Source organism: Flavobacterium aquiphilum (genome assembly GCF_027111335.1).
GTDB classification, from domain to species: Bacteria; Bacteroidota; Bacteroidia; order Flavobacteriales; family Flavobacteriaceae; genus Flavobacterium; species Flavobacterium aquiphilum.
This window is the reverse complement of record NZ_CP114288.1, coordinates 2,044,653-2,065,198: the sequence shown is the minus strand read 5'-3', so window position 1 is coordinate 2,065,198 and position 20,546 is coordinate 2,044,653. Positions and strand designations below refer to the sequence as shown.

The 20,546-nt window shown below is 38.0% G+C and carries 10 protein-coding genes; 4 read left to right on the top strand and 6 right to left on the bottom strand.

The genetic code is table 11. From position 1 onward, the window contains the following. Positions 1 to 233: 233 nt before the first annotated feature. Positions 234 to 2,375: a bifunctional aldolase/short-chain dehydrogenase gene (locus OZP12_RS08700; protein ID WP_281228681.1), complete on the bottom strand. Its 2,142-nt coding sequence runs from the start codon at positions 2,373 to 2,375 to the stop codon at positions 234 to 236. Positions 2,376 to 2,494: 119 nt separating this feature from the next. Beyond that, a complete protein-coding gene (rhaT, locus tag OZP12_RS08695) occupies positions 2,495 to 3,544 on the bottom strand; it encodes an L-rhamnose/proton symporter RhaT (RefSeq protein ID WP_281228679.1) in 1,050 nt (349 codons plus the stop codon). A 388-nt stretch (positions 3,545 to 3,932) separates the two neighbouring features. Here rhaT and OZP12_RS08690 point away from each other — a divergent pair, with 388 nt between their 5' ends. Next, positions 3,933 to 4,973, top strand: a complete 1,041-nt coding sequence (locus tag OZP12_RS08690; RefSeq protein WP_281229043.1) for a GntR family transcriptional regulator — start codon at positions 3,933 to 3,935, stop codon at positions 4,971 to 4,973. Between the two features lie 67 nt (positions 4,974 to 5,040). Here the strand turns inward: OZP12_RS08690 and OZP12_RS08685 are convergent, their stop codons facing one another. The 4 genes from OZP12_RS08685 to OZP12_RS08670 form a co-directional block, all read right to left on the bottom strand. Next, positions 5,041 to 6,909 (bottom strand): rhamnogalacturonan lyase, encoded by a 1,869-nt coding sequence (locus OZP12_RS08685; RefSeq protein WP_281228677.1) that lies wholly within the window; start codon positions 6,907 to 6,909, stop codon positions 5,041 to 5,043. 287 nt (positions 6,910 to 7,196) lie between these two features. Next, positions 7,197 to 9,326, bottom strand: a complete 2,130-nt coding sequence (locus tag OZP12_RS08680) for a hypothetical protein (protein ID WP_281228676.1) — start codon at positions 9,324 to 9,326, stop codon at positions 7,197 to 7,199. Between the two features lie 125 nt (positions 9,327 to 9,451). Further along, a complete protein-coding gene (locus tag OZP12_RS08675; RefSeq protein ID WP_281228674.1) occupies positions 9,452 to 13,087 on the bottom strand; it encodes a DUF4450 domain-containing protein in 3,636 nt (1,211 codons plus the stop codon). Then, positions 13,072 to 14,553, bottom strand: coding sequence for a glycoside hydrolase family 28 protein (locus tag OZP12_RS08670; protein ID WP_281228672.1), 1,482 nt, complete (start codon positions 14,551 to 14,553; stop codon positions 13,072 to 13,074). Before OZP12_RS08670 ends, OZP12_RS08675 begins: the two co-directional genes overlap by 16 nt. Before the next feature lie 206 nt (positions 14,554 to 14,759). Here OZP12_RS08670 and OZP12_RS08665 point away from each other — a divergent pair, with 206 nt between their 5' ends. Genes OZP12_RS08665 through OZP12_RS08655 form a run of 3 tightly spaced genes read left to right on the top strand, consistent with a single transcriptional unit; the run spans position 14,760 to position 20,538 of the window. Continuing rightward, a complete protein-coding gene (locus OZP12_RS08665) occupies positions 14,760 to 16,130 on the top strand; it encodes a rhamnogalacturonan acetylesterase (protein ID WP_281228671.1) in 1,371 nt (456 codons plus the stop codon). A gap of 19 nt (positions 16,131 to 16,149) precedes the next feature. Then, the gene (locus tag OZP12_RS08660; protein ID WP_281228670.1) at positions 16,150 to 19,017 is read left to right on the top strand and encodes a glycoside hydrolase family 2 protein; all 2,868 of its coding nucleotides are present in this window, start codon (positions 16,150 to 16,152) and stop codon (positions 19,015 to 19,017) included. 18 nt (positions 19,018 to 19,035) lie between these two features. After that, positions 19,036 to 20,538, top strand: coding sequence for a rhamnogalacturonan acetylesterase (locus OZP12_RS08655; RefSeq protein WP_281228669.1), 1,503 nt, complete (start codon positions 19,036 to 19,038; stop codon positions 20,536 to 20,538). Positions 20,539 to 20,546 lie beyond the last annotated feature (8 nt).

The following is a 20,546-nucleotide window of genomic DNA, read 5'->3' as shown; positions in this document are numbered from 1 at the left end:
CTATTTTTACACTTCAACTTATTCGAATAAACTAAACTTTAATTTATTCTTTTTTTTATATAAAAATAAGTCATTTTTAATTTCCTCTAGTTAAATATGCCTATTTTGAAACTTACTCCTAAGAAAAATCTTGGTCTTTTATTAGCTCTAAAAAAAACCTAACGCCCGACATTACTGTCGGACGTTAGATAAACAAAAACCACTTTGTTTAACCAAAACCTAAATTATTTAAACTATCTGTAAAAGCCCATGGACACTCCGCCGTCAACATTCAGTGCGTTTCCTGTCGATTTACCCAACAGACCACCAACGAATGCGAAACAAGCGTTTGCAATGTCATCTGGCAATATAATTTCGTTCAATAAGGTGCGTTTTGCGTAGTAGGCAGGCAATTCCGCAACTGTAATACCATACGCTTTGGCACGTCCTTCTGCCCAACCTCCAGACCAAATATTCGAATCCGAGATTACCGCATCTGGGTTTACCGTGTTCACACGGATTTTGTCCGCTCCTAGTTCTGCTGCCATTAAGCGCGTCAAGTGTGCCTGAGCTGCTTTGGCCGATCCGTAACCAGGGTTGTTTGGTCCTGCAACCACCGCGTTTTTAGACACGATGTTTACGATGTCACCACCAAATCCTTGTTTACGCATTATTTCGATTCCCGCTTTAGAAACAATAAATTGTCCTTTTACCAAGATATCATACAATCTGTCCCATTCTTCCAAAGTATGGTCTGCGATTGATTTGGAGATACTGATTCCCGCGTTGTTCACGATGATATCGGCTCCACCAAAAGCAAGACAAGCTTCGTCCAATGCTTTTTCAGTGCTTTCAGTGTCTGTTACGTTCAACAATGTGCTTGAAACAGCATCTTTTCCGAACATTTTTACAAACTCGGCTGTTGCTCCTTGCAAACGCTCTTCGTTGATATCGTTGATCACCACACAAGCTCCCTCTTGGGCAAACTTTTTGGCAATTGCCTTACCAATTCCTCCTGCCGAACCGGTAATCAAGGCTACTCTTCCCGACAAGGATTTTGGTTTTGGCATACGTTGCAATTTGGCTTCTTCCAACAACCAATATTCGATATCGAAAGCTTCTTGGTGTGGCAATGAAGTATATTCTGAAACAGCCTCAGCCCCTTTCATTACGTTCACTGCATTGATATAGTATTCCGATGCCAAGCGTGCCATGGTTTTGTCTTTGGCAAACGTAAACATTCCTACTCCAGGGTATAAAATAACCACTGGGTTTGGGTCACGCATGGCTGGTGAGTTTGATTTTTTGCAGGTATTATAATAATCTTTATACATGGCTCGGTAAGCTTCGAAGGCTGGAGCCAATTTGGCTTTAACCGCAGCAACATCCGATACATCTTCGTTTGGATCCAACTCCAACACTAGCGGACTGATTTTGGTACGCAAGAAGTGGTCCGGACAAGAAGTTCCCAATGGCGCCAATTTAGTCAAATCATTAGAATTGATAAATTCCAAAACTCTTGCGTCATCGGTATAATGACCGATCATTTGACGCTCTGAAGAACAAAAACCTCTCAAGATTGGAGCCACTTTCGCAGCTTGCAATTTGCGGTCTGCTTCAGGAAGGCTGTCAATTTTCTTTCCTCCAAAAACAGGGCGTTTTTGTCCGTAATTACTTTCCAAGTATTCGGCACATTTCTCGATTACCTCAAGCGTGTTGATATAACTTTCGTAAGCAGTGTCTCCCCAGGTAAACAAACCGTGAGACCCTAACATGATACCTCTTAATTTTTTTCCGTTTTTAGCGGCTTCTTCCAAACAGCTTCTTAGTTGAAGCCCCAAGTCAAAACCTGGACGTTGCCAGCCTACCCAACCAATTTCACCGTTAAATAATTCTTCGGTGATTTTTTTTCCGTCTTTGGCCGCAGCAATCGCGATAGCCGCATCCGGGTGTAGGTGGTCAATATGTTTAAATGGCAAAAAACCGTGTAAAGGTGTGTCGATCGATGGTGCTTTGGAAGCCAAATCAAAAATACAGTGGTTGAACAATTCCACCATTTCGTCTTCAAATTCTATCCCTCTGTACACGTTTTCCAAATTGCGCAATCTCTCTAAATACAAAGCTGCACAACCTGATTTGGTCAACGTCCCGATGTCCCCACCCGAACCTTTGATCCACATTACTTCTGAATCGGCTCCTGTCAAAGGATCCTTGTCTATTATTTTTACAGAGGTGTTACCTCCACCGTAATTTGTTAATCGCAAATCGGCTCCCAATAAATTCGAGCGATAAATAAAAAGAGCTACTTCATCTCCGGCCAACTCCTGTGCTTTGGCTTCATCCCAAAGGTAGCTTACATGTTGAAAAGTCATTTTTTCTGTGTTACTATTTGACATCGTTTTTTTTGTTTTTTTTGTTTTTCCTCTCCCCAACCCTCTCCACACGAGCGGCAGCGAACTGGCGAAGCAAAGGAGAGGGGGACAGATCGTGCTATTTTAATATTTTCTAAATTTTATTATAAGGAATTTCCAATCCCAACCAATACTATCGACAACATAATCAAGCCTATTCCCAAAAGGAAAGTACTGAATGTTTTTTTGGAAACTCCTGTCCATTCTTTCAAATAAAAGCCCCAGAAATTGGCAGTTAGAATGATAGTTGACATATGTAAAATCCATGAACTTGCTCCGTTACCCAATTTACTTTCTCCCATTCCATAGAAGAAAAACTGCAAGAACCACATCGTTCCCGCAATGGCAGAAAACATAACATTCTTAGCAATTGGAGTATTGGTATTTGTATAATCCTTGAAAGTTTTATTTCTAAAATTAAGGTACATACACCATATAAAATTGGTAGTTAATCCTCCCCAAAGTACTACTATATAAGTAACATTATTTTGAAACAATGGATTACATCCTTGAACAATTGCAGCTTCAGCCATTGGTTTTCCAGCTTCGATTCCAAAATTGAAAAACGAACTCAAAATACCAGACACAACGGCAATAATAAGCCCTTTTACCAAACTGAATTCTTGCTCGTTATTACCATCTTCAATTCCAAAATCCTTTTCTTTTAAAATCCCTGCTCTTCCTGAAAAGGCTATTCCAATAACACAAACCAAAACACCTACCAATACAAGTCGCCCACCTGTAGAAGCAAGCATATCGGTAAAGGAAACTTTACCTTCGGTTGGATAAAAATTATAGTAAATAGAAGGTACCAAAGCACCAAAAGTAGAACAGAATCCTAAAACGATTGAATTTCCTAATGACATTCCCAAGTAACGAACTCCCAATCCATAAGTCAAACCTCCAATACCCCAGATGAGCCCCATTAAATAAACAACAGTTTTTATTGTAGATGAAGAAGCGCTAATTATTTCCGGAAAATTTGGTATGGTCAAATAAGCCGCCAAAGGAGGTACAATTAGCCAGGAGAAAAAACCTCCTACCAGCCAATAGCTTTCCCATGCCCAATCTTTCACTTTCTTGAAAGGCATATAAAAACTCCCTGAGGAAAACCCTCCTATAGAGTGAAAAATAATTCCCAGTAATGATTCCATTTAGTTATTTAATTTTTAGGTTAGTTTAATAGTTAATCAGCTTTGTAAAATAATAGAAAGTAGAAAAGAAAACTATCCTGTACTGTCCTTTTCTGAATTAAGATTTATCTTAATCTTAGAAAAATATCGAAAGAAGTATCAAATTTTAATGAAAAAATAAATTTAAAATCTTTATTTTAGCAATCTATTAGCAAACGATTTCGTCTTTTTTACGATCTTTTTCATTATATAAAAAAAAGAGTACAAAACGTAGAAACTTACTTGATCGAACCAATACTTTTTTATTAAAAAGATTAACTACTCATTAGATTAACCATTTTATATTCAATTTGGATTTACAATAAAGATTACACATTAATATAGTGAGTATAATTCCGAAAATATGAATTTGATTAAATTAATTAAAATAGATGATGACTCCAGGGTTCCTAAATACAAGCAAATTGTAGATTCTATTCTGTACAACATCAGCAATGGTAATTTAAAAATCAATCAAAAAATTCCATCAATAAATAGCTTTAGCGAAGAGTTTTACATCTCAAGGGATACTGTTGAAAAAGCGTACAGCATCCTTAAAGAGCGAAAAATAATTTCTTCAATCAGAGGTAAAGGCTATTACATTACCCGTACAAAACTGGAATCCAAAGTAAATGTTTTATTCTTATTCAATAAATTGAGTTCGTATAAAATGAAAACATATAGTGCTTTTATAAATACTTTGGGAGCGAATGCACATACAGATTTACATATCTATCACTGTGACGAAAGCTTATTTTTAAATTTATTGGACAAATTTGAAGGAGCATATGATTATTATGTAATAACCACACATTTCAAATCAGAAGACCTAAAACATATAAGTTACACCGACAATGTTGTAAAAGCTATCCGAAAGATCCCAAAAGAAAAACTTATCATAATGGATAATACAAAAATTGGGATTGAAGGTGAAGTTATCACCATTTATCAGGATTTTGAAAACGACATTTACAATGCCTTGAAACAAGGACTTCATAAAATTGCTAAATACGAAAAACTGATCCTTGTTTATCCAGAAAAAGCGGTATATCCTTATCCCAGACGAATTTTACATGGATTTAAAAAGTTTTGTATCGAACACGAAATAAACTTTGAGATTCTAAATGAAGTTTACGAAGATATAATCTTGAGAAAGGGTGATTTATTTATTACTATTGAAGAATCCGATTTGGTTAGCTTAGTCAAACAAGTCAGGGATAAAAAGCTTGTTTTAGGGGAAGATATCGGAATTATCTCTTACAATGACACTCCATTAAAAGAACTTTTGGGAATCACCGTCGTCTCAACCGATTTTAATGTGATGGGAGAAACTGCCGCCCACATGATTCTTAACAAAGAAAAAGGACAAGTAAAAGTCCCTTTCAATTTTATAGACAGAAATTCTATTTAAAAGTTTTTAAGTTACTAAGATTCTAAGTTGCTAAGCCTCATAGAATCTTAGCAACTTAGTAACTTACCTACTTCTTCAGCGGAACCAGTACAATATTAGGTTGAGGAGCTGGCTTCATTCCATTCCCCATGTAAAAACCTGTATGCGGAGGCTGATTATAACCAATGTTTTGCCAGGCAATGCTTAAACGATATTGCGGATCATGCATCAAAGTATATTGCCTCACCGTCGTGGGTATTGTTGTAGAATAAATTCGCAATTCCTTATTATCCGAGCTTCTTAGGATCAATTCCTCTCTCCAATCTCCGAGAATATCAGCCGATAATGCCGGAGTTGATTTAGTTCCATTATTTGATGCTGCCCCGGTAGCCGTAAAGAGCCTTCCACTTCCATATTTATCAATATAATTCGAATTGAGCAATTCTCGCGAAGTATCCCCATCCCAATAAATCAAAAAGTTAGTCGAGCTTGGGGCTTTACCAATAGCCGCTCCCGTGCTGTCATGCAAGTCTGGAGAACCAGACCACCAAAATTGTGCCCCAACTCTTGTCGGGTCAATATTATCGGCAACACCACGCCCTACATCTTCATCTTCCATAGCTCTAAACAAAACTTTTCCTGTCGCCGCTGAAAACAAAACAGCTCCTGGGCCTTTAGTTCCTTCTTCGATTTCATGTACTCCAAATACTTCCAATCCTGGTACCTCTGGAACTAAATCCGAAACGTGCAAAGCATCTCCGTGTCTAAATCCCGTTGTGTATAAACCTTTGCCATTATCATCCACACACATCGAACCATAAACTATTTCATCTTTTCCGTCGCTATCTACGTCAGCAACCGAAAGCCCATGATTTCCCATTCCCGAAAACGGATTTTCACCATCTTTACTGTCAAATACCCAACGGGAAGTGAGTTTCTTATCCTTAAAATCCCAAGCTGCCAAAACAGTCCTGCCGTAATACCCACGACACATTACAACACTAGGATGCACTCCGTCCAAATAAGCGATACAGGCATTAAAACGATCTACTCTATTTCCTGAAGCATCATTTTTCCCGTTACCTCCTCTTCCGCCCCAAGCACCAATATTGCCTCGCTCAGGAATGTAATCAACTGTCGTAATCAATTTTCCAGTTTTACCGTCAAAAACAGAAAGATATTCTGGTCCTTGTATAATTTTACCAAAAGTTGGCGAACTGGAATTCAAATCCCTCCAATCTTTTGAGCCGTCCCCAACTACTGTACCCTTACTATCCGTTGTTCCGTCAGCAGTTTTACAAACAAATTCGGCAATACCATCACCATCCAAATCATACACCATAAATTGCGTATAATGCGCTCCATCTCTAATATTTTTACCCAAATTTATTTCCCACAAAAAAGTGCCGTCCAAAGAATACGCTTGAAAAATAGGTGAATCTGTAATTCCTTTAAAAGAATTATCCGCTGTTTTTCCTGCCATGTGCACCACCAAATCATATTTTCCGTCGCCATTCAAATCTCCGGTAGAAACATCATTCGGAATATACCCAACTATTTCCTTAATCGGAATAGACAAATATTCTTTATCCGGACTATCTGCTGCAATCGTAAAACTCCCTGCTTCTTCTTTTTCAATTCCTTTCAATACAGATTTCACAAACCAGGTATTGCTTTCATTGGCTTTGGCTTTTTCATCAATAAAATTGGTAGCTCCGATAATAGGTGCATCATTTACTTTCACCGCTTTATCATTCCCGCTTTTTCGATATAAATTAAAAGCCAATTGATCCGGATCGGTCCCAAAAACTCTCCATCCAACAAAAAAATATCCCTTTTCCTTAACAGCAATAACACCACGATCCAGAGTTTCCATCTGCCTCTGCCCAAACAACAGCGAGCTCGACAAATGAAGCAAGAGGAATAATATCCCGCTTCTATTCAAAAATGTATTCATAATCAATTTATGGTTTAAAAGGTTAGTTTATCTTTTTGGGCGTGCCGCGAGTGACTGCTATGAAAACAATTTATTGCTAAAATGATTATTGATTTTTCAACTTTTTGCAAACGCTAAAAAAGCAGAATATCTCTCGTTAGCCCCGATGGAAGCGGCATCTCCCGATTTAGAAAAACAAGGCTTTTTAGCCGTAGTTTTTCTAAATCGGGAATACAGCGGACAGCGGGAGAAAACTTGAAAGAAAATCAAATGTTCTGCTCCAAAAAATAATAATCGAATTCGGCTTCCTAAAACATCTTTTTGAATCCTTCACTTTTCACTTTCCAAGTACCATCTTTTGGGAAACCAGGATTCTCCTCAGTGGTACCGTCCCAACCTGCGCACATCATCGCAACAGCGGTCAAAACTCCTCCATTACCAGGTAAATATAAAGTCAATCTTTCTGCCTGATAATTGTGCCCGTTTTTCAAATAGGTATTCGTTTTAATATTCATAAACAAGGCATCTATGGCTTTGTCTGGCATTCCCAAACGTGCGGCACTCATGGCAGTCATCGGGAAATCCCAACCCCAGGTTTTATCCCAAGACCAAGTTTTCCAAACCAAATCAAATGTATTTTTCATGATTTTTTTATCCAAAAGCGAAGTCTCAGGAAGCATCCCAAAAGTTCCCAATACAGAAGGATGATCGGTTTTGAATTCTGGATTGGTATATGAATCGGTTGCACTTTCTGTAGCCAGATAAACATCGTTTTGCACAGGAAGTTTAGACAATTTTGCCAAAACATCTTCCCATTTTTTAGGCACTTCCTGATTCATTTTCTTTTTCCAGAAAATAGCGGTTTTCAAAGCCCAATTCCAATAGGCCAATTCATAAGTTGGATTGAAAGTTTCCATTGCTTTGAAACGTTCCTGAGCTGGTATAACACCTGGTCCTAATACATAACGGTCATTTTTGCTGTCATAATTGGCAAACGAAGCCATAAAATTGGCCGTTTCAAAAACACGCTCACTGTATAATTTTAAAGTAGCTTCCGTTGGTTTTGCTCTGTACATCAAATCGGCATAGGTAATAAAATGCGGTTGTTGCCAAATAAGGAATGCCCCAATAGATGATGGACTTTCATTCCCGTCCGGATCGGTCATTTTTTGCCATCTTGCCCCTTCAAAACCTTGTCTATTAGCTAATTTCTTTGCTTTGTCAAACACTTTTTGGTACCAAGGCAAACTTTTTTCCAATAATTCTGGTCGGTTCCAAAGTGCAAAATGAACACCGTGCCACCAATGCATTTCTAAATGCGGTTTCCCAAACCAACTGTTATAAGTCAAACCGGTTTCCTGTGGCGGAACTTTTCCGGTACACTGCACTTTAGTAAGGTATTGCGAAAGAATTACTCTTCGCTCCAATTCATTGGCTCTAGGATCTGTACTTCCTGAGAAATCAACAGCTGCACCGCTTTCCCAAAAATGTTTCCATCCTGCAATACTGCTGTTTTCTATGTCTAAAAATGAAGGAATCGCAACAGACTTTTTAGTTGTAAGTCCAAAAAGACAACTTAACTCAAACGTATCTGTGCCAGCTGGTTCAACAACAAAATAATTGTCTCCCTTCTTTTTCACCTGACCATTTCCATTCCATTTCAAGTGAACATCATACGAAATACTGTCCATTGGATGAGTGATAACAGCCTCGGTTTTTGATTTTTGCGCAAGCGTACTTTTGTATCCTTGAGTTCCGTCCCATTTGATTCCCATATCAGCCCAATCTCCTGTTGGGAACGGAATTCTCAAACGTACTTTGATTCGGTTTTGTTTCAATAATTCCGATTTTACACGAACTCCAATCGCATCTTTTTCCTGATGAGAAGCCGTTAACACCGTTACCGGAATTCCGTCCACTTCAAAACGGCTTTCTATTTCGCCTGTCCATAAATTCAGGGTTTGAGAAATCGATTTGATATCCTCAGGTTTTGCCAGACTTCCGTCTTTCTTGGTAATTTCAAAACCTAAATTCCCCAATTGAAGCAAATGCGGATTTTGTCTGAACCAATTCACGGCCTCGTTATTTCTTGGCGCTCCTTTTTCCTGAACGCTGTAAGTAACATCTCGTCCGTACTGTTTGTATTTTTTTAAGGTCTCTGAAAATTTGTAGCCGGAAGTATTTTTATAACTGTCCCAACCCCATTCTGACTCGGTTCCCAAAGGAATTCCTTTAGCATATTTTTCTGGAAAAGTTTGCAATCCTGTAGCATCAACTGTAAATGCAAAAGTACCGTTCCCAACAGTCAAAGACGCTAAAGTGTCTAATGCTGTGTTTTGAACATTGTGTCTGCTTACTAAAGCTTTTCTGTCTATTTTTTGCTGGGCTATCGTCGTGACAGAAAGCAGCAAAACGAAAACTGATAATAATTTTTTCATAGTTATTTGGCGGGTTAATTTTAAATTATTTAAGTTTTAAGATAGTTTAAGCGTTTAAAAGTTTAATATTAAATCAAAAACATTTAGATCTAGATTGACATTGTCATTGATATTGATATTGTTTCTTATCTGACCAAAGTCGCACTCATCAATCCAATAACCACATCGTTGGCAATTGCTTTTAAAGTGAGGTTTTTCAATTTTTTGTTTTTATCCAATGGTAAATCCAAAATCGTAGCTGCTCCACCATCAATTCCGTAATTCGTCAGTCCTTTTATCGTAATAAAATCTTTAAATGTTCTGGAAATCTCTCCCGATTTCAGATATACTCTGATTGGTTTAGGAGCATCGGTTGTAAATGCCAAGCCATCCGTAAAATAATCTTGCTCGATTGGCCACCAATTTTCAGGGTTTTTCAACAATAGAACGGCTGAAGTTCCATCGGTATAATTCACCTTAATTTCACCATTTACAATTCGGCTTTGCATTGGATTTGTTGTGCCTGCAACCATCAAATACAGATGCGATGCTTTGCCTTGCAACGGAACATCTACGCTCTTTGGATAATTATCCCACAATGAAGTAAAGACAATATTTTTTTGATTTACATCAGAAGGAGTTTGAAAAATAATTCCTTCGGGAGTTGTAATTTGTCCATTTGTTTTGGCTTTTTCACGCAATCCTTTATCATCGATAGAAACCGATAAATTAGGATAACACCAGTTTCCTATTCCTTGTTTCGGAAGTTGCAAAGTTGGCACTTTTGGCCTTGGTGACAAATATTCGTTATTGAAAACATCTGTGACTTTGGCATTAAAAAGTGAAGAAAGCGAAACGGTTTCTAAACGTTTTTCTTTTCCAAGAGGAATATCCCAATTGGTTACGGCAATTTTCTGCACCGAGTCGGTAGCTGTTTTCAGAGTAAAACTATTCGTTCCCGGAACCAAATCTTGCAACGGAATCTGAATTGTTTTTTCTTCGTTTTTATTCAAATTGATTTGCTGTTTGTCTTTTGCGGAAGCGCCAAAAATCAATTTTCCATCAACGCTTTTTTCAGCATTGTTTTTCAGGGAAACTTCCAGATTGTCATTTTTAAACGCGACAATTTGTGATTCCATTTTTGGTTTTACCACAAATTCAATTGGGCTCCACCAAGACAAATCGCCTTGTTTTAGTTGAACAAAAAAGCATTTATTGGCATTGCCTTTTACATTTGCTTTTAGCGTTTTATCCGTTTTCAAAATGTTATCCAAAGAAGACTGCGGGTCATAAACCTTCAAAATTGAAGCATTTTTTGTGTTTATCTCCAAAAAATCCCCTGAAGCATAATCATTTGCAACAGCTATTTGCTCCAAAGCGTTTCCATCCCAGGAAATCACAATATCATTGGTCGCATTGTACGGAACCTGAACCGTCAATTGAGGGCTTCCAATGCTTTCTGACGAAACAGTCCAAGCTGTGTTTACTCCATTTACAGTAACACTTTTTATTTTTTCAAACGGAATATTGACCGTAAATTTCAAAGACATATTTTTAGAAAAACGATTTTCGATATGATAAACATCGTTATTGTTTTCTCTTTTGAAAGAATAGGAAATATCAGGAATTGTCAGCGCGGCATTATCCCATTTTGCAGGAAAACCAGGTTGAATAGTTAAAATTCCTTTCAAAGCGTCGGGCTGAATTCCAAAAAGTCCTTCGACCAATGTTCGCGCCGCCATCCCGATTGGGTCGGCAAAATCACGATAGAGTTCCCCTCTCATCGCGTCCTGAAATGTCAATTGCTCGAATCCTCCGGGAGAAGCTCCTAAATACATACTCTCGATTAATGCGCTTTCCCACATATTGTATGCTGTTTCAGAGCGTCCGCCTTGCCAAAAAGCCAAAGAAGTGTGCAATTGCTCCGCCAATGCCACATTATTTATTGACCAAGTATAAGGCTGCCAATTGGTTGTACTAATCATATACAAATCCTTTTTGTCCAATCCATCAACTGAAATTGGGATATGCGGAATTTGTTTATCAACATACTGAAGCATTTGATAGCTTTCGAAAGGATTTGATAATTCCGAATCAATAGTATGATAAATACTCCAGATTCCCGGTGAGTCATGTAACAATTGATTTCCAAGCATATCCTTGTACTCGGCAAAAATTCCTTTTTTCGGAATCCAAAGTTTGCTATTCACCGCTTTCAAAATCTTATCCGATTCTTTCTGATAAGGAAGCGCATCTTGTTGCAACTTTCCGGCTATTTCGCCAACCAATTTGTTAGCATAATAATTATACGCTGATGAATGAATCACGCCGCCACCGCTGTATTGCAAGGCATCGCTTGCCCAAATTGTGGCATAAGCATCATAAAGTCCGTCATCATCGACATCAAAATTTCTTTTCTCCCAGTTGAGATGCCTTCCAATTACCGGCCACATTTCTTTCATAAATTCGGTGTCGCCCGTCCATTTAAAATGACGCAACATTTGGTCGAAAAAAACCAAATTCATGTCGTAATGATGAGCAACTGTATTCTTGTCAGGATTTCTGCTAATGTAGCCACTGCTAAACATTGAAGTTCCCATTTCTTCTTTTTGTCGTGCCAAATTTCTTTCGGCATCAAATACAACCGGACCGCTTGCGGGTTCTGTCACCTGCGAATGGCTGTAACTTGTAAAATGCGTTTTTGCTCTGTCGTGCCAGCCCAAAGGATCGGCGACGTAGGCTCCTCTCCAGGCATTCAAATACATTCGCCACGCCACTGCACCATGAAGATAGGCAGGACTTTCCCAAATCCCGTCAGCAGCGAGGGAAAGTGCCGAACCAAGCGTATTGATATAAGGATCAGGAGTTGAAACTTTAACCCTATTGGCCAAAGCCTGTGTTTCCTGAACTGATTTTTGAAATAGGTTTTCCAAAGCCTTTTGTGAACCGTCAGTAATTTTTTCCTCGGTTGTCAAAAGCCAATACATTCCTGTTGGAGAAACAGCATTTATTTTTCCTGCAACAACTGCCAATGGTTCAGGAAAAGAATCATAGAGCTCCGATGGATTTTTTTGTTTTTTTGGGTTGACCAAATGCGCTTGCGATTCGGGGAAGAAACCAAAAATACGTTTGTTGTTTCCCGTTTTCTGTTTATTAACTTCGGAGCCATAATCTAAGGTAAAAGATTGTTTCTTAACCATGTATTTATTGCCAACACAATAATCAGGCTGCAAGTAAAAAACAGATTCCGGGTCGGCACCAATGTCTCCGTCCCTGCTGAACTTTTTACCTGTTGCACCTCCGTAAGCCCAAATCAATGTTGCATTATTTGGTAGATTATTGCCGTAAACTTTCAAAACAAAACCTTCTTTTTCTTTTAAAGCAACAAGTTCAATAAACAGTTCCCCTTTTTCTAAAATTGGGTCTTCAATTTTATAACGCATTGTTCCCAATACATATCGGGTATCGATTTTTGCAGCCTCAGTAATCCATTTGCTTTCTTTTCCATTGGATAAACCTAATTTAAAATTACCTCCCATTCCGGGCATATACATGGCAAATTCAGGCAAATCTCCTGCTTCTACCCTAAAACCGGTATTTGAACCATATAAGGCGCGATTGAATTTTCGGGTTCCATTTTTCAGGACAAAACTTTCACCATCAGGGGTATAATGTATTTTGCGGGAAACATTCTGTTTAGAAGTTACTTCCTGTCCAATTGCCATTGAAGTAAGCAAACAAACAAGAAAAAGGAATTGGATTTTGATTATTTTAGTTCCCATAAGGATTCTGGAAAAATTACGTTAGTTGAGTTTTTTATTGTTGCTTTCGAACCATCATTGGTTTTGATGGAAACATTTTTTAATGTCCAATTGGAACTGTATGAAATTTTCCCGGCTTTCTCTGCTTCAATATGAACATTGTCCAATGTGATGTTTTCGATCATCGATTCCTTCATTCCCTCAACATTAATAGCAGTTTCTATTTTCTTTACATGAATGTTTTTCAGTGTAATATTTTTAAAATACGGAATCCCTTTTGATGGTGGATCCACTTTAGCCAACATTTTTTTCCAATGTTCGGGCAAAGTTTCTTCAGTATAACCTTCAGGAAGTTTGGAGTAACTATAACTCGGATTCCAGTTCATTGACACCTGTAAAAAGGTGTTTATATTTTCCATCTGGATGTTTTCCATCAGAACATCTTCGACGGTTCCGCCTCTATTGGAAGCTGACTTTATATTCAAACCGTTTTTTGTTCCGTTTCCTGTAATATTTGAAGCATAAACATGACGAATCCCTCCTGATGTTTCGCTTCCTAAAGTCAATAATCCAGCTCCTTTCAAAGCGATACAATCCCTGATAACCACATATTCTGTTGGTCTGTTGACACGAAGCCCATCCCAGTCTCTTCCTGCCTTCAGACAAAAATTATCATCATTACAATCGATGTCACAATTTTGCACCAATATCCATTTGGACGAATCAATATCAATTCCATCAGTACTTGGTCCGTGTCCACCAATATTGTTTCGGATGGTAATTCCATCTACTGTTACATATTCTGAATACAACACCTGTACCGTCCAAAAACCCGCTTGTTGGATTTGAACCCCTTTTAGAAAAATATTTTTTGAATCAGAAATTAAAATGGTTCTCGGGCGTTGCGCGTCATAATCGACAATCCAGCGCAATCCTTTAGGTTCATACTCTTTTCGAAGGTTCCAATAGTAATCCCAAAACACTTTTCCCTGTCCGTTGATAATTCCTTCGCCATCAATAATGACATTTTCCTGCTTTTGAACATTAATTAAAGCGGCTGGCCATTTCATTTCAATTCCTGCCACTCGGGTATCGATTTGCTTATAATCTTTAATGTCCTGACTCCCTCGAATTTCTACCTCTTTGTCAACTCTAAAATGAATTCCTGTCTTTATAAATATAGAACCTGTTAGGTAAATTCCTTTTTTGAAAGCTACGATACCTCCTCCATTTTTGGAACAAAAATCAATTGTTTTTTGGATAGCAGTCGTATTCATGGTTTTCCCATCGGCTACTGCACCAAAATCATTCACATAATAAACTTTCTTTTTTAATAAAAATGATTTTGCTCCAACTTTATTTACCCATGAAGGAAGGTCTGGATTATTTTTAAGGACAGTTTTTTCAGTTGTTGGGCTGTTTTTTACGCTACAACACCAAAGAGGTACTGAAGTGGCCAGTAGGCAAAAAACAAAAAAATATCTCATGGAGCAATCGGTTTAAAGATGTCATGCAATTTGAGCCTTTTTAAAATTTATTCCATCCTGCTCTTTCCTGATTTAATTTAAAATCTGAAATTTTTTATTCACTTTTTTTACATTTTACATTTTTTTTTAACATCATAGTACAGGATAGTATATTAAACTGGAACTCCTAGATTTGAAAAAACTAACTAACCTAAAAACTTAATAAATTGGCACAAATCAGGACATCGTTATTGGTCGCTTTTATTTGTTTTATTATGCCTTGCAAATTCTTCGCAAATCATAATGACAGCACTTTAGAAAGACAAAAAATCACTTCTGAAAAAGCAAACAATCAAAACACTACAAAGCCTCAACTGTTTTATTTTGGCTCTGCCCAAAAATCAAATAAAGGGACTGCAATTACTACTCCTTTAATTTATAACCCGACAACAGGATATGGATTTGATCTAAATTCTGCTTCAAACGTGACGCTTTCTTCCAATGCTTTCCTTGCTGAAAAACCAAGTTATTTCTCCGTAAAACTTCCCGAAGGAAACTATCAGGTTGAAGTAACTTTGGGCAGTGAAAAAGCAGCTTCGAATGTGACTATTAAAGCTGAATCCAGAAGATTAATGCTGAAAGAACTTCCTGTCAATAAAGGAGAAAAAATCACTAAAGTATTTAATGTAAATATCCGCTCTATTAAAATTGACGAGACAAGCAGCATGAACATTAAAGATCGTGAAAAAGATGACTTAAACTGGGACGAAAAACTGACTTTGGAATTCTTAGGAAATGTTGCCGTGCAAAGCATCAAAATCACTCCTATAAATAATCTAACCGTTGTTTACCTTGCGGGAGACTCAACCGTAACAGACCAAGACATAGAGCCTTGGGCTTCCTGGGGACAATTTATCACAAATTATTTTGACCAAAATGTGGTGATTGCTAATTATGCCGTTTCCGGTTCGGCGTTGAGTTCTTTTAAGGCAACCAACAGATTAAAAAAAATTATGTCAGTAATAAAACCAGGTGATTACCTGATTGTTGAATTTGGTCACAATGACGAAAAACTAAAAGGCGAAGAAAATGGACCTTGGAAATCCTATTCTGATTTACTGACCGAATATGTTCAGTTAGCCAAAGCAAAAGGAGCTTTTCCGATTTTAGTTACGCCTACACAACGTCGCTTCTTCAATCCCGACGGATCCCTAAAAGCGACACATGGAGATTTCCCCGATGCCATGCGCGCCGTAGCTAAAAAAACGAATGTGCCTCTTATTGATATTACACTTTTAACCACTCAATTGTATGAAAAATGGGGTGACGAACCTTCGAGAAAAGCTTTTGTACAATATCCTGCCAATACCTTTCCGGGACAGGAAAAAGCATTGGATGACAACACTCACTTCAATAGTTTTGGTGCCAATGAAATTGCGCTTTGTGTGACTAAAGGTATTCGTGATTTAGACATTCCTTTGAAAAAATACTTAACCAAAGAAACTCCTCTTTACAACCCTCAAAACCCAAATTATATTGCAAACTGGACATTACCAATGAGTACTCGTTTTGAGATTGTTAAACCCGAAGGGAATTAATTCGCTTGAAAAAAATATTATGCTACCTAAAAACACTTTTCAATCTTTTATAATTGCTACGCTAGCCGTTTTTTATTCGCTAAATAGCAATGCACAACAAACCGAAAAAATATTCCTTTCGGGAAAAGATTTTGAACATCCTGTTAAATGGGATTTTTATTGCACCGAAGGAAATAACAGCAAAACCTGGACAAAAATAAACGTTCCTTCGCAATGGGAACTCGAAGGTTTTGGTGAGTACACTTATGGAAGATGGTACAAAGAGTTGAACCAAAAAGAACCAAGCAAAGAAGAAGGTCTTTACAAATATGAATTTGAGGTTCCAACTGATTATAAAGACAAAGAAGTTTTGATCACTTTTGGCGGATCTATGACCGATACTGAGGTGAAAATAAACGGAAAATTGGCCGGAGAAATTCATCAAGGCGGTTTCTATGAATTCAAATATGACATTAGTTCACTTGTAAAATTTGGAGCCAAAAACACACTGGAAGTTCATGTTTGGAAACAATCGAGCAACAATTCGGTTAACGCTGCGGAACGCAGGGCTGACTGGTGGTTGTTTGGAGGGATTTATCGTCCGGTATGGCTGGAAGTTTCTCCGAAAACTCAAATTCAGCATATTGCTGTGAATCCAAAAATGGACGGTTCAATCACTATTGATATGAACCTTAAAAACATTCCAAAAAACACAGTTATTGAGGCTTCATTAAAAGGTTCGAACGGCGAAAACTTTCAAACTTTTTCTTTTCCGATTAAAGCCAAAAGCGTGAAAGAAACCATCGCCGCACAATGGAAAGATATCAAACCGTGGAATCCTGAAAATCCGAATTTATATACTTTAGAACTGTCCTTAAAACAAAACGGAACGGTACTTCATCAATTGGATAAAAAAATAGGTTTCAGAACTTTGGAGTTCAAAAAACAGGACGGAATTTATGTAAATGGTACCAAAATCATAATGAAAGGAATCAATCGCCATTCCTTTTGGCCGGAAGGCGGACGAAGCACCAGCAAGTGCATCAGTATTTTGGACGGACAGTTGTTGAAAGACATGAACATGAATGCCGTGCGAGGCCACTACCCTCCTGACGATCATTTCATGGATGTTTGTGATTCTTTGGGGTTGTTTGTTTTGAATGAATTGGCCGGTTGGCAAAATTCGTATGACACCAAAACCGGAACAAAACTCGCCACCGAGATGATTACCCGTGATGTTAATCACCCATCGTTAATCATTTGGGACAATGGAAACGAAGGTGGATGGAATTATGATGTGGATAAAGTATTTGCTGAAAACGACCCTCAAAAAAGAATCGTTATTCACCCTTGGTCTGATTTCAATGGTTGGGACACACATCACTATCCAACTTATTTGACAGGTATGCACCGATTCAACAGCGGTGAAAACGTATTTTTCCCAACGGAATTCATGCACGGAACCTACGATAATGGTCACGGAGCCGCGCTAGAAGATTTTTGGACCCGCTACAAACAAAGCCCTCTGTTTGCCGGAGGATTTATGTGGGCGATGTTAGACGAAGCCGTATTTCGTTCGGACTGGAAAGGAGATGCTAAATTTGACTCTAAAGGTTCTTTGGCAGCTGACGGAATTCTTGGCCCTCATCGTGAAAGAGAAGGTAGTTATTATACCGTAAAAGAAGTTTGGGCTCCTATACAATTTCATCCAAAACAGGTAACAGAAACTTTTGACGGTACATTTTTAATCTCAAATGATTATCTGTTCAGCAATTTGAATTCCTGCACAATGGAATATAAAATAATGAAATCGGATGCCGATGTTCTTTATACCGATGCTGTCGCAAAAAATATCAATTCAGGTAAAATCGAAATTCCAAGTATTGAACCGGGTGAAACACGCAAAATACAATTTGCTATTCCTTCCAACTTTTTAGAAGGAGATGTTTTGTCGATTACTGCAAAAGACCAATTCGGGAAAGAAATTTACACTTGGACTTGGCCAATTCATAAACCAAAATTTTATGCTTCTAAATTTTTAATTTCAAAAGCAACAAAAGCAAAAGCTACTGTGACCCGCAACGGAAATCAAGTTGTATTAGCAGGAGATAATGTTACTGTGACTTTGGACAGCACAACCGGAGAAATTTCGACAATCAAAAATGCTACGTCTATTATTCCGTTAACAAACGGCCCTCGCCCGATTGGGATGAAAGCCAAATTAAAAGATATTCAAATTTCGCAAGAAGGAGAAAATGCGGTTTGTACAGTCTCTTATTCCGGTGGGTTAAACAACATCAAATGGATAATGTGCCCGGACGGAAGGTTTAAAATGGAAGTTCTTGCCTTGAAAAATGCCGAAAATGCAGGTGGTTTTGACGGTGCTTATTTTGAAGATAAAATCAATTCGTTCGGAATCACTTTCAGTTTCCCTGAAAAAGAAGTTACAGGCATTAAATGGTTTGGAAGAGGCCCTTACCATGTTTGGAAAAACCGAATCAAAGGAACTACTTATGGCGTTTGGGAAAAGAATTACAACACAACTATCACGGGAGAAAGTTTCGAGAATTTAATTTACCCTGAATTCAAAGGTTATCACGCCAATTTGTTGGGTGCTAACCTAAAAGCAGGAGCATCGTCATTTAAAGTTTTCAGCGAATCTGATAATTTGTTCTTGCGATTATTTACTCCCGATTTGCCTAAAAATGGATTCCCAGGAAGTAATCCGCAGCCTGATTTTCCAGCAGGTGACATCTCTTTCATGTATGAAATTCCGGCTATGAGGGATTTCAAACCTTTGGAACAACAAGGCCCTGAAAGCCAGCCAACCAACATCCGTATCAAAAAAGGAGATGACGGAATATCAATGAATTTATGGTTTGATTTTAGAACATTTACTGAAAAATAATTTTTATAAAACCTACATATGAAATTAATCAAAATATTTTCTGCCCTTTGTTTGGCGCTATTGTTAGTTAATTTTACAGAAAAACAAAAAGAAATCCCTACCGTTTATACTGTTGGAGATTCTACCGTAAAAAATGGAAGCGGAAAAGGCGATGGTGGACTTTGGGGCTGGGGCGATTATATCGGTCAGTTTTTGGATTCCGACAAAATAAAAGTCGAGAACCACGCTTTAGGAGGAACCAGCAGCCGTACCTTTCAAGATAAAGGCTTATGGGAAGCTGTACATAAAAAACTTAAAAAAGGTGATTACGTAATAATTCAGTTCGGGCACAACGATGATGGGCCTTTGAATGACACGCTTCGCGCAAGAGGAACCATCAAAGGAATTGGAAACGAAACGCAGGAAATTGATAATTTGCTGACAAAAAAACATGAAGTCGTTCACAGTTACGGTTGGTACATTCAAAAAGTAGTTCGAGAAGCAAAAGAAAAAGGAGCAATCCCAATCATTTGCTCCCCTATTCCAAGAAACGACTGGAAAGAAGGGAAAGTGCCGAGAAACGATAAATCATATGGATTGTGGGCAAAACAAATTGCCGAAAAGGAAAACGTAACTTTTATCGAACTCAACAATAATATGGCCATCGAAATGGAAAAGTTGGGTGAAGCTAAAGTAACCGGAAACTATTTCTATAAAAAAGACCATACACATACCTCTGCAAAAGGTGCTGTTCTTTCGGCTTCGGTGATTATTTCTGAATTAAAAAAAAGCAACAATTCGTTAAAAAATTATATTCTGAAAAGTCCAAAAATTACACTTCCTGCCAAAAAGAGAATTTTCCTGATTGGTGATTCGACAATGGCTGATAACAAAAATGAAAATGCCGTGGGTTGGGGAGTTGCGTTTCCAACTTATTGCGATACAACCCGAGTTATCGTGCTCAATAAAGCTAGAGGAGGCAGAAGCACCAGAACTTTTACCAAAGAAGGATTGTGGGATGCTGTCAAAAATCAGATACAGCCGGGAGATTTTATTTTGATCCAATTTGGACATAATGATGCCGGAGCGGTTGATAAAGAGAAATTCAGAGGTTCGCTAAAAGGGAATGGTGATGAAACCCAACAAGTGGTTCGCGACAGTTTGACCGAAACGGTTCATACATTTGGTTGGTACATGGAAAAATTCATTAAAGAATCGAAAGAAAAAGGAGCTGTACCAATTGTTTTAAGCCAAACGCCAAGAAACGAATGGCCGAACGACAAAGTAGAACGAAGAGCTGACACTTATGGCCAATGGTCTAAAGTAGCAGCTGATAAAGCAGGTGCTTTCTATATTGACTTAAACGAAATTGTGGCTTTGAAATATGAAGCTTTGGGCAAAGAAAAAGTAAAAGAGTTTTTCCCGAAAGACCATACCCACACCGGCGCTGAAGGAGCTAATTTGAATGCACTTACGGTTGCTGAAAGCATTAAAAAATTAAAAGACTGCGGACTGAAGGATTATATTGAAATTCCGAAATAATTAAATAA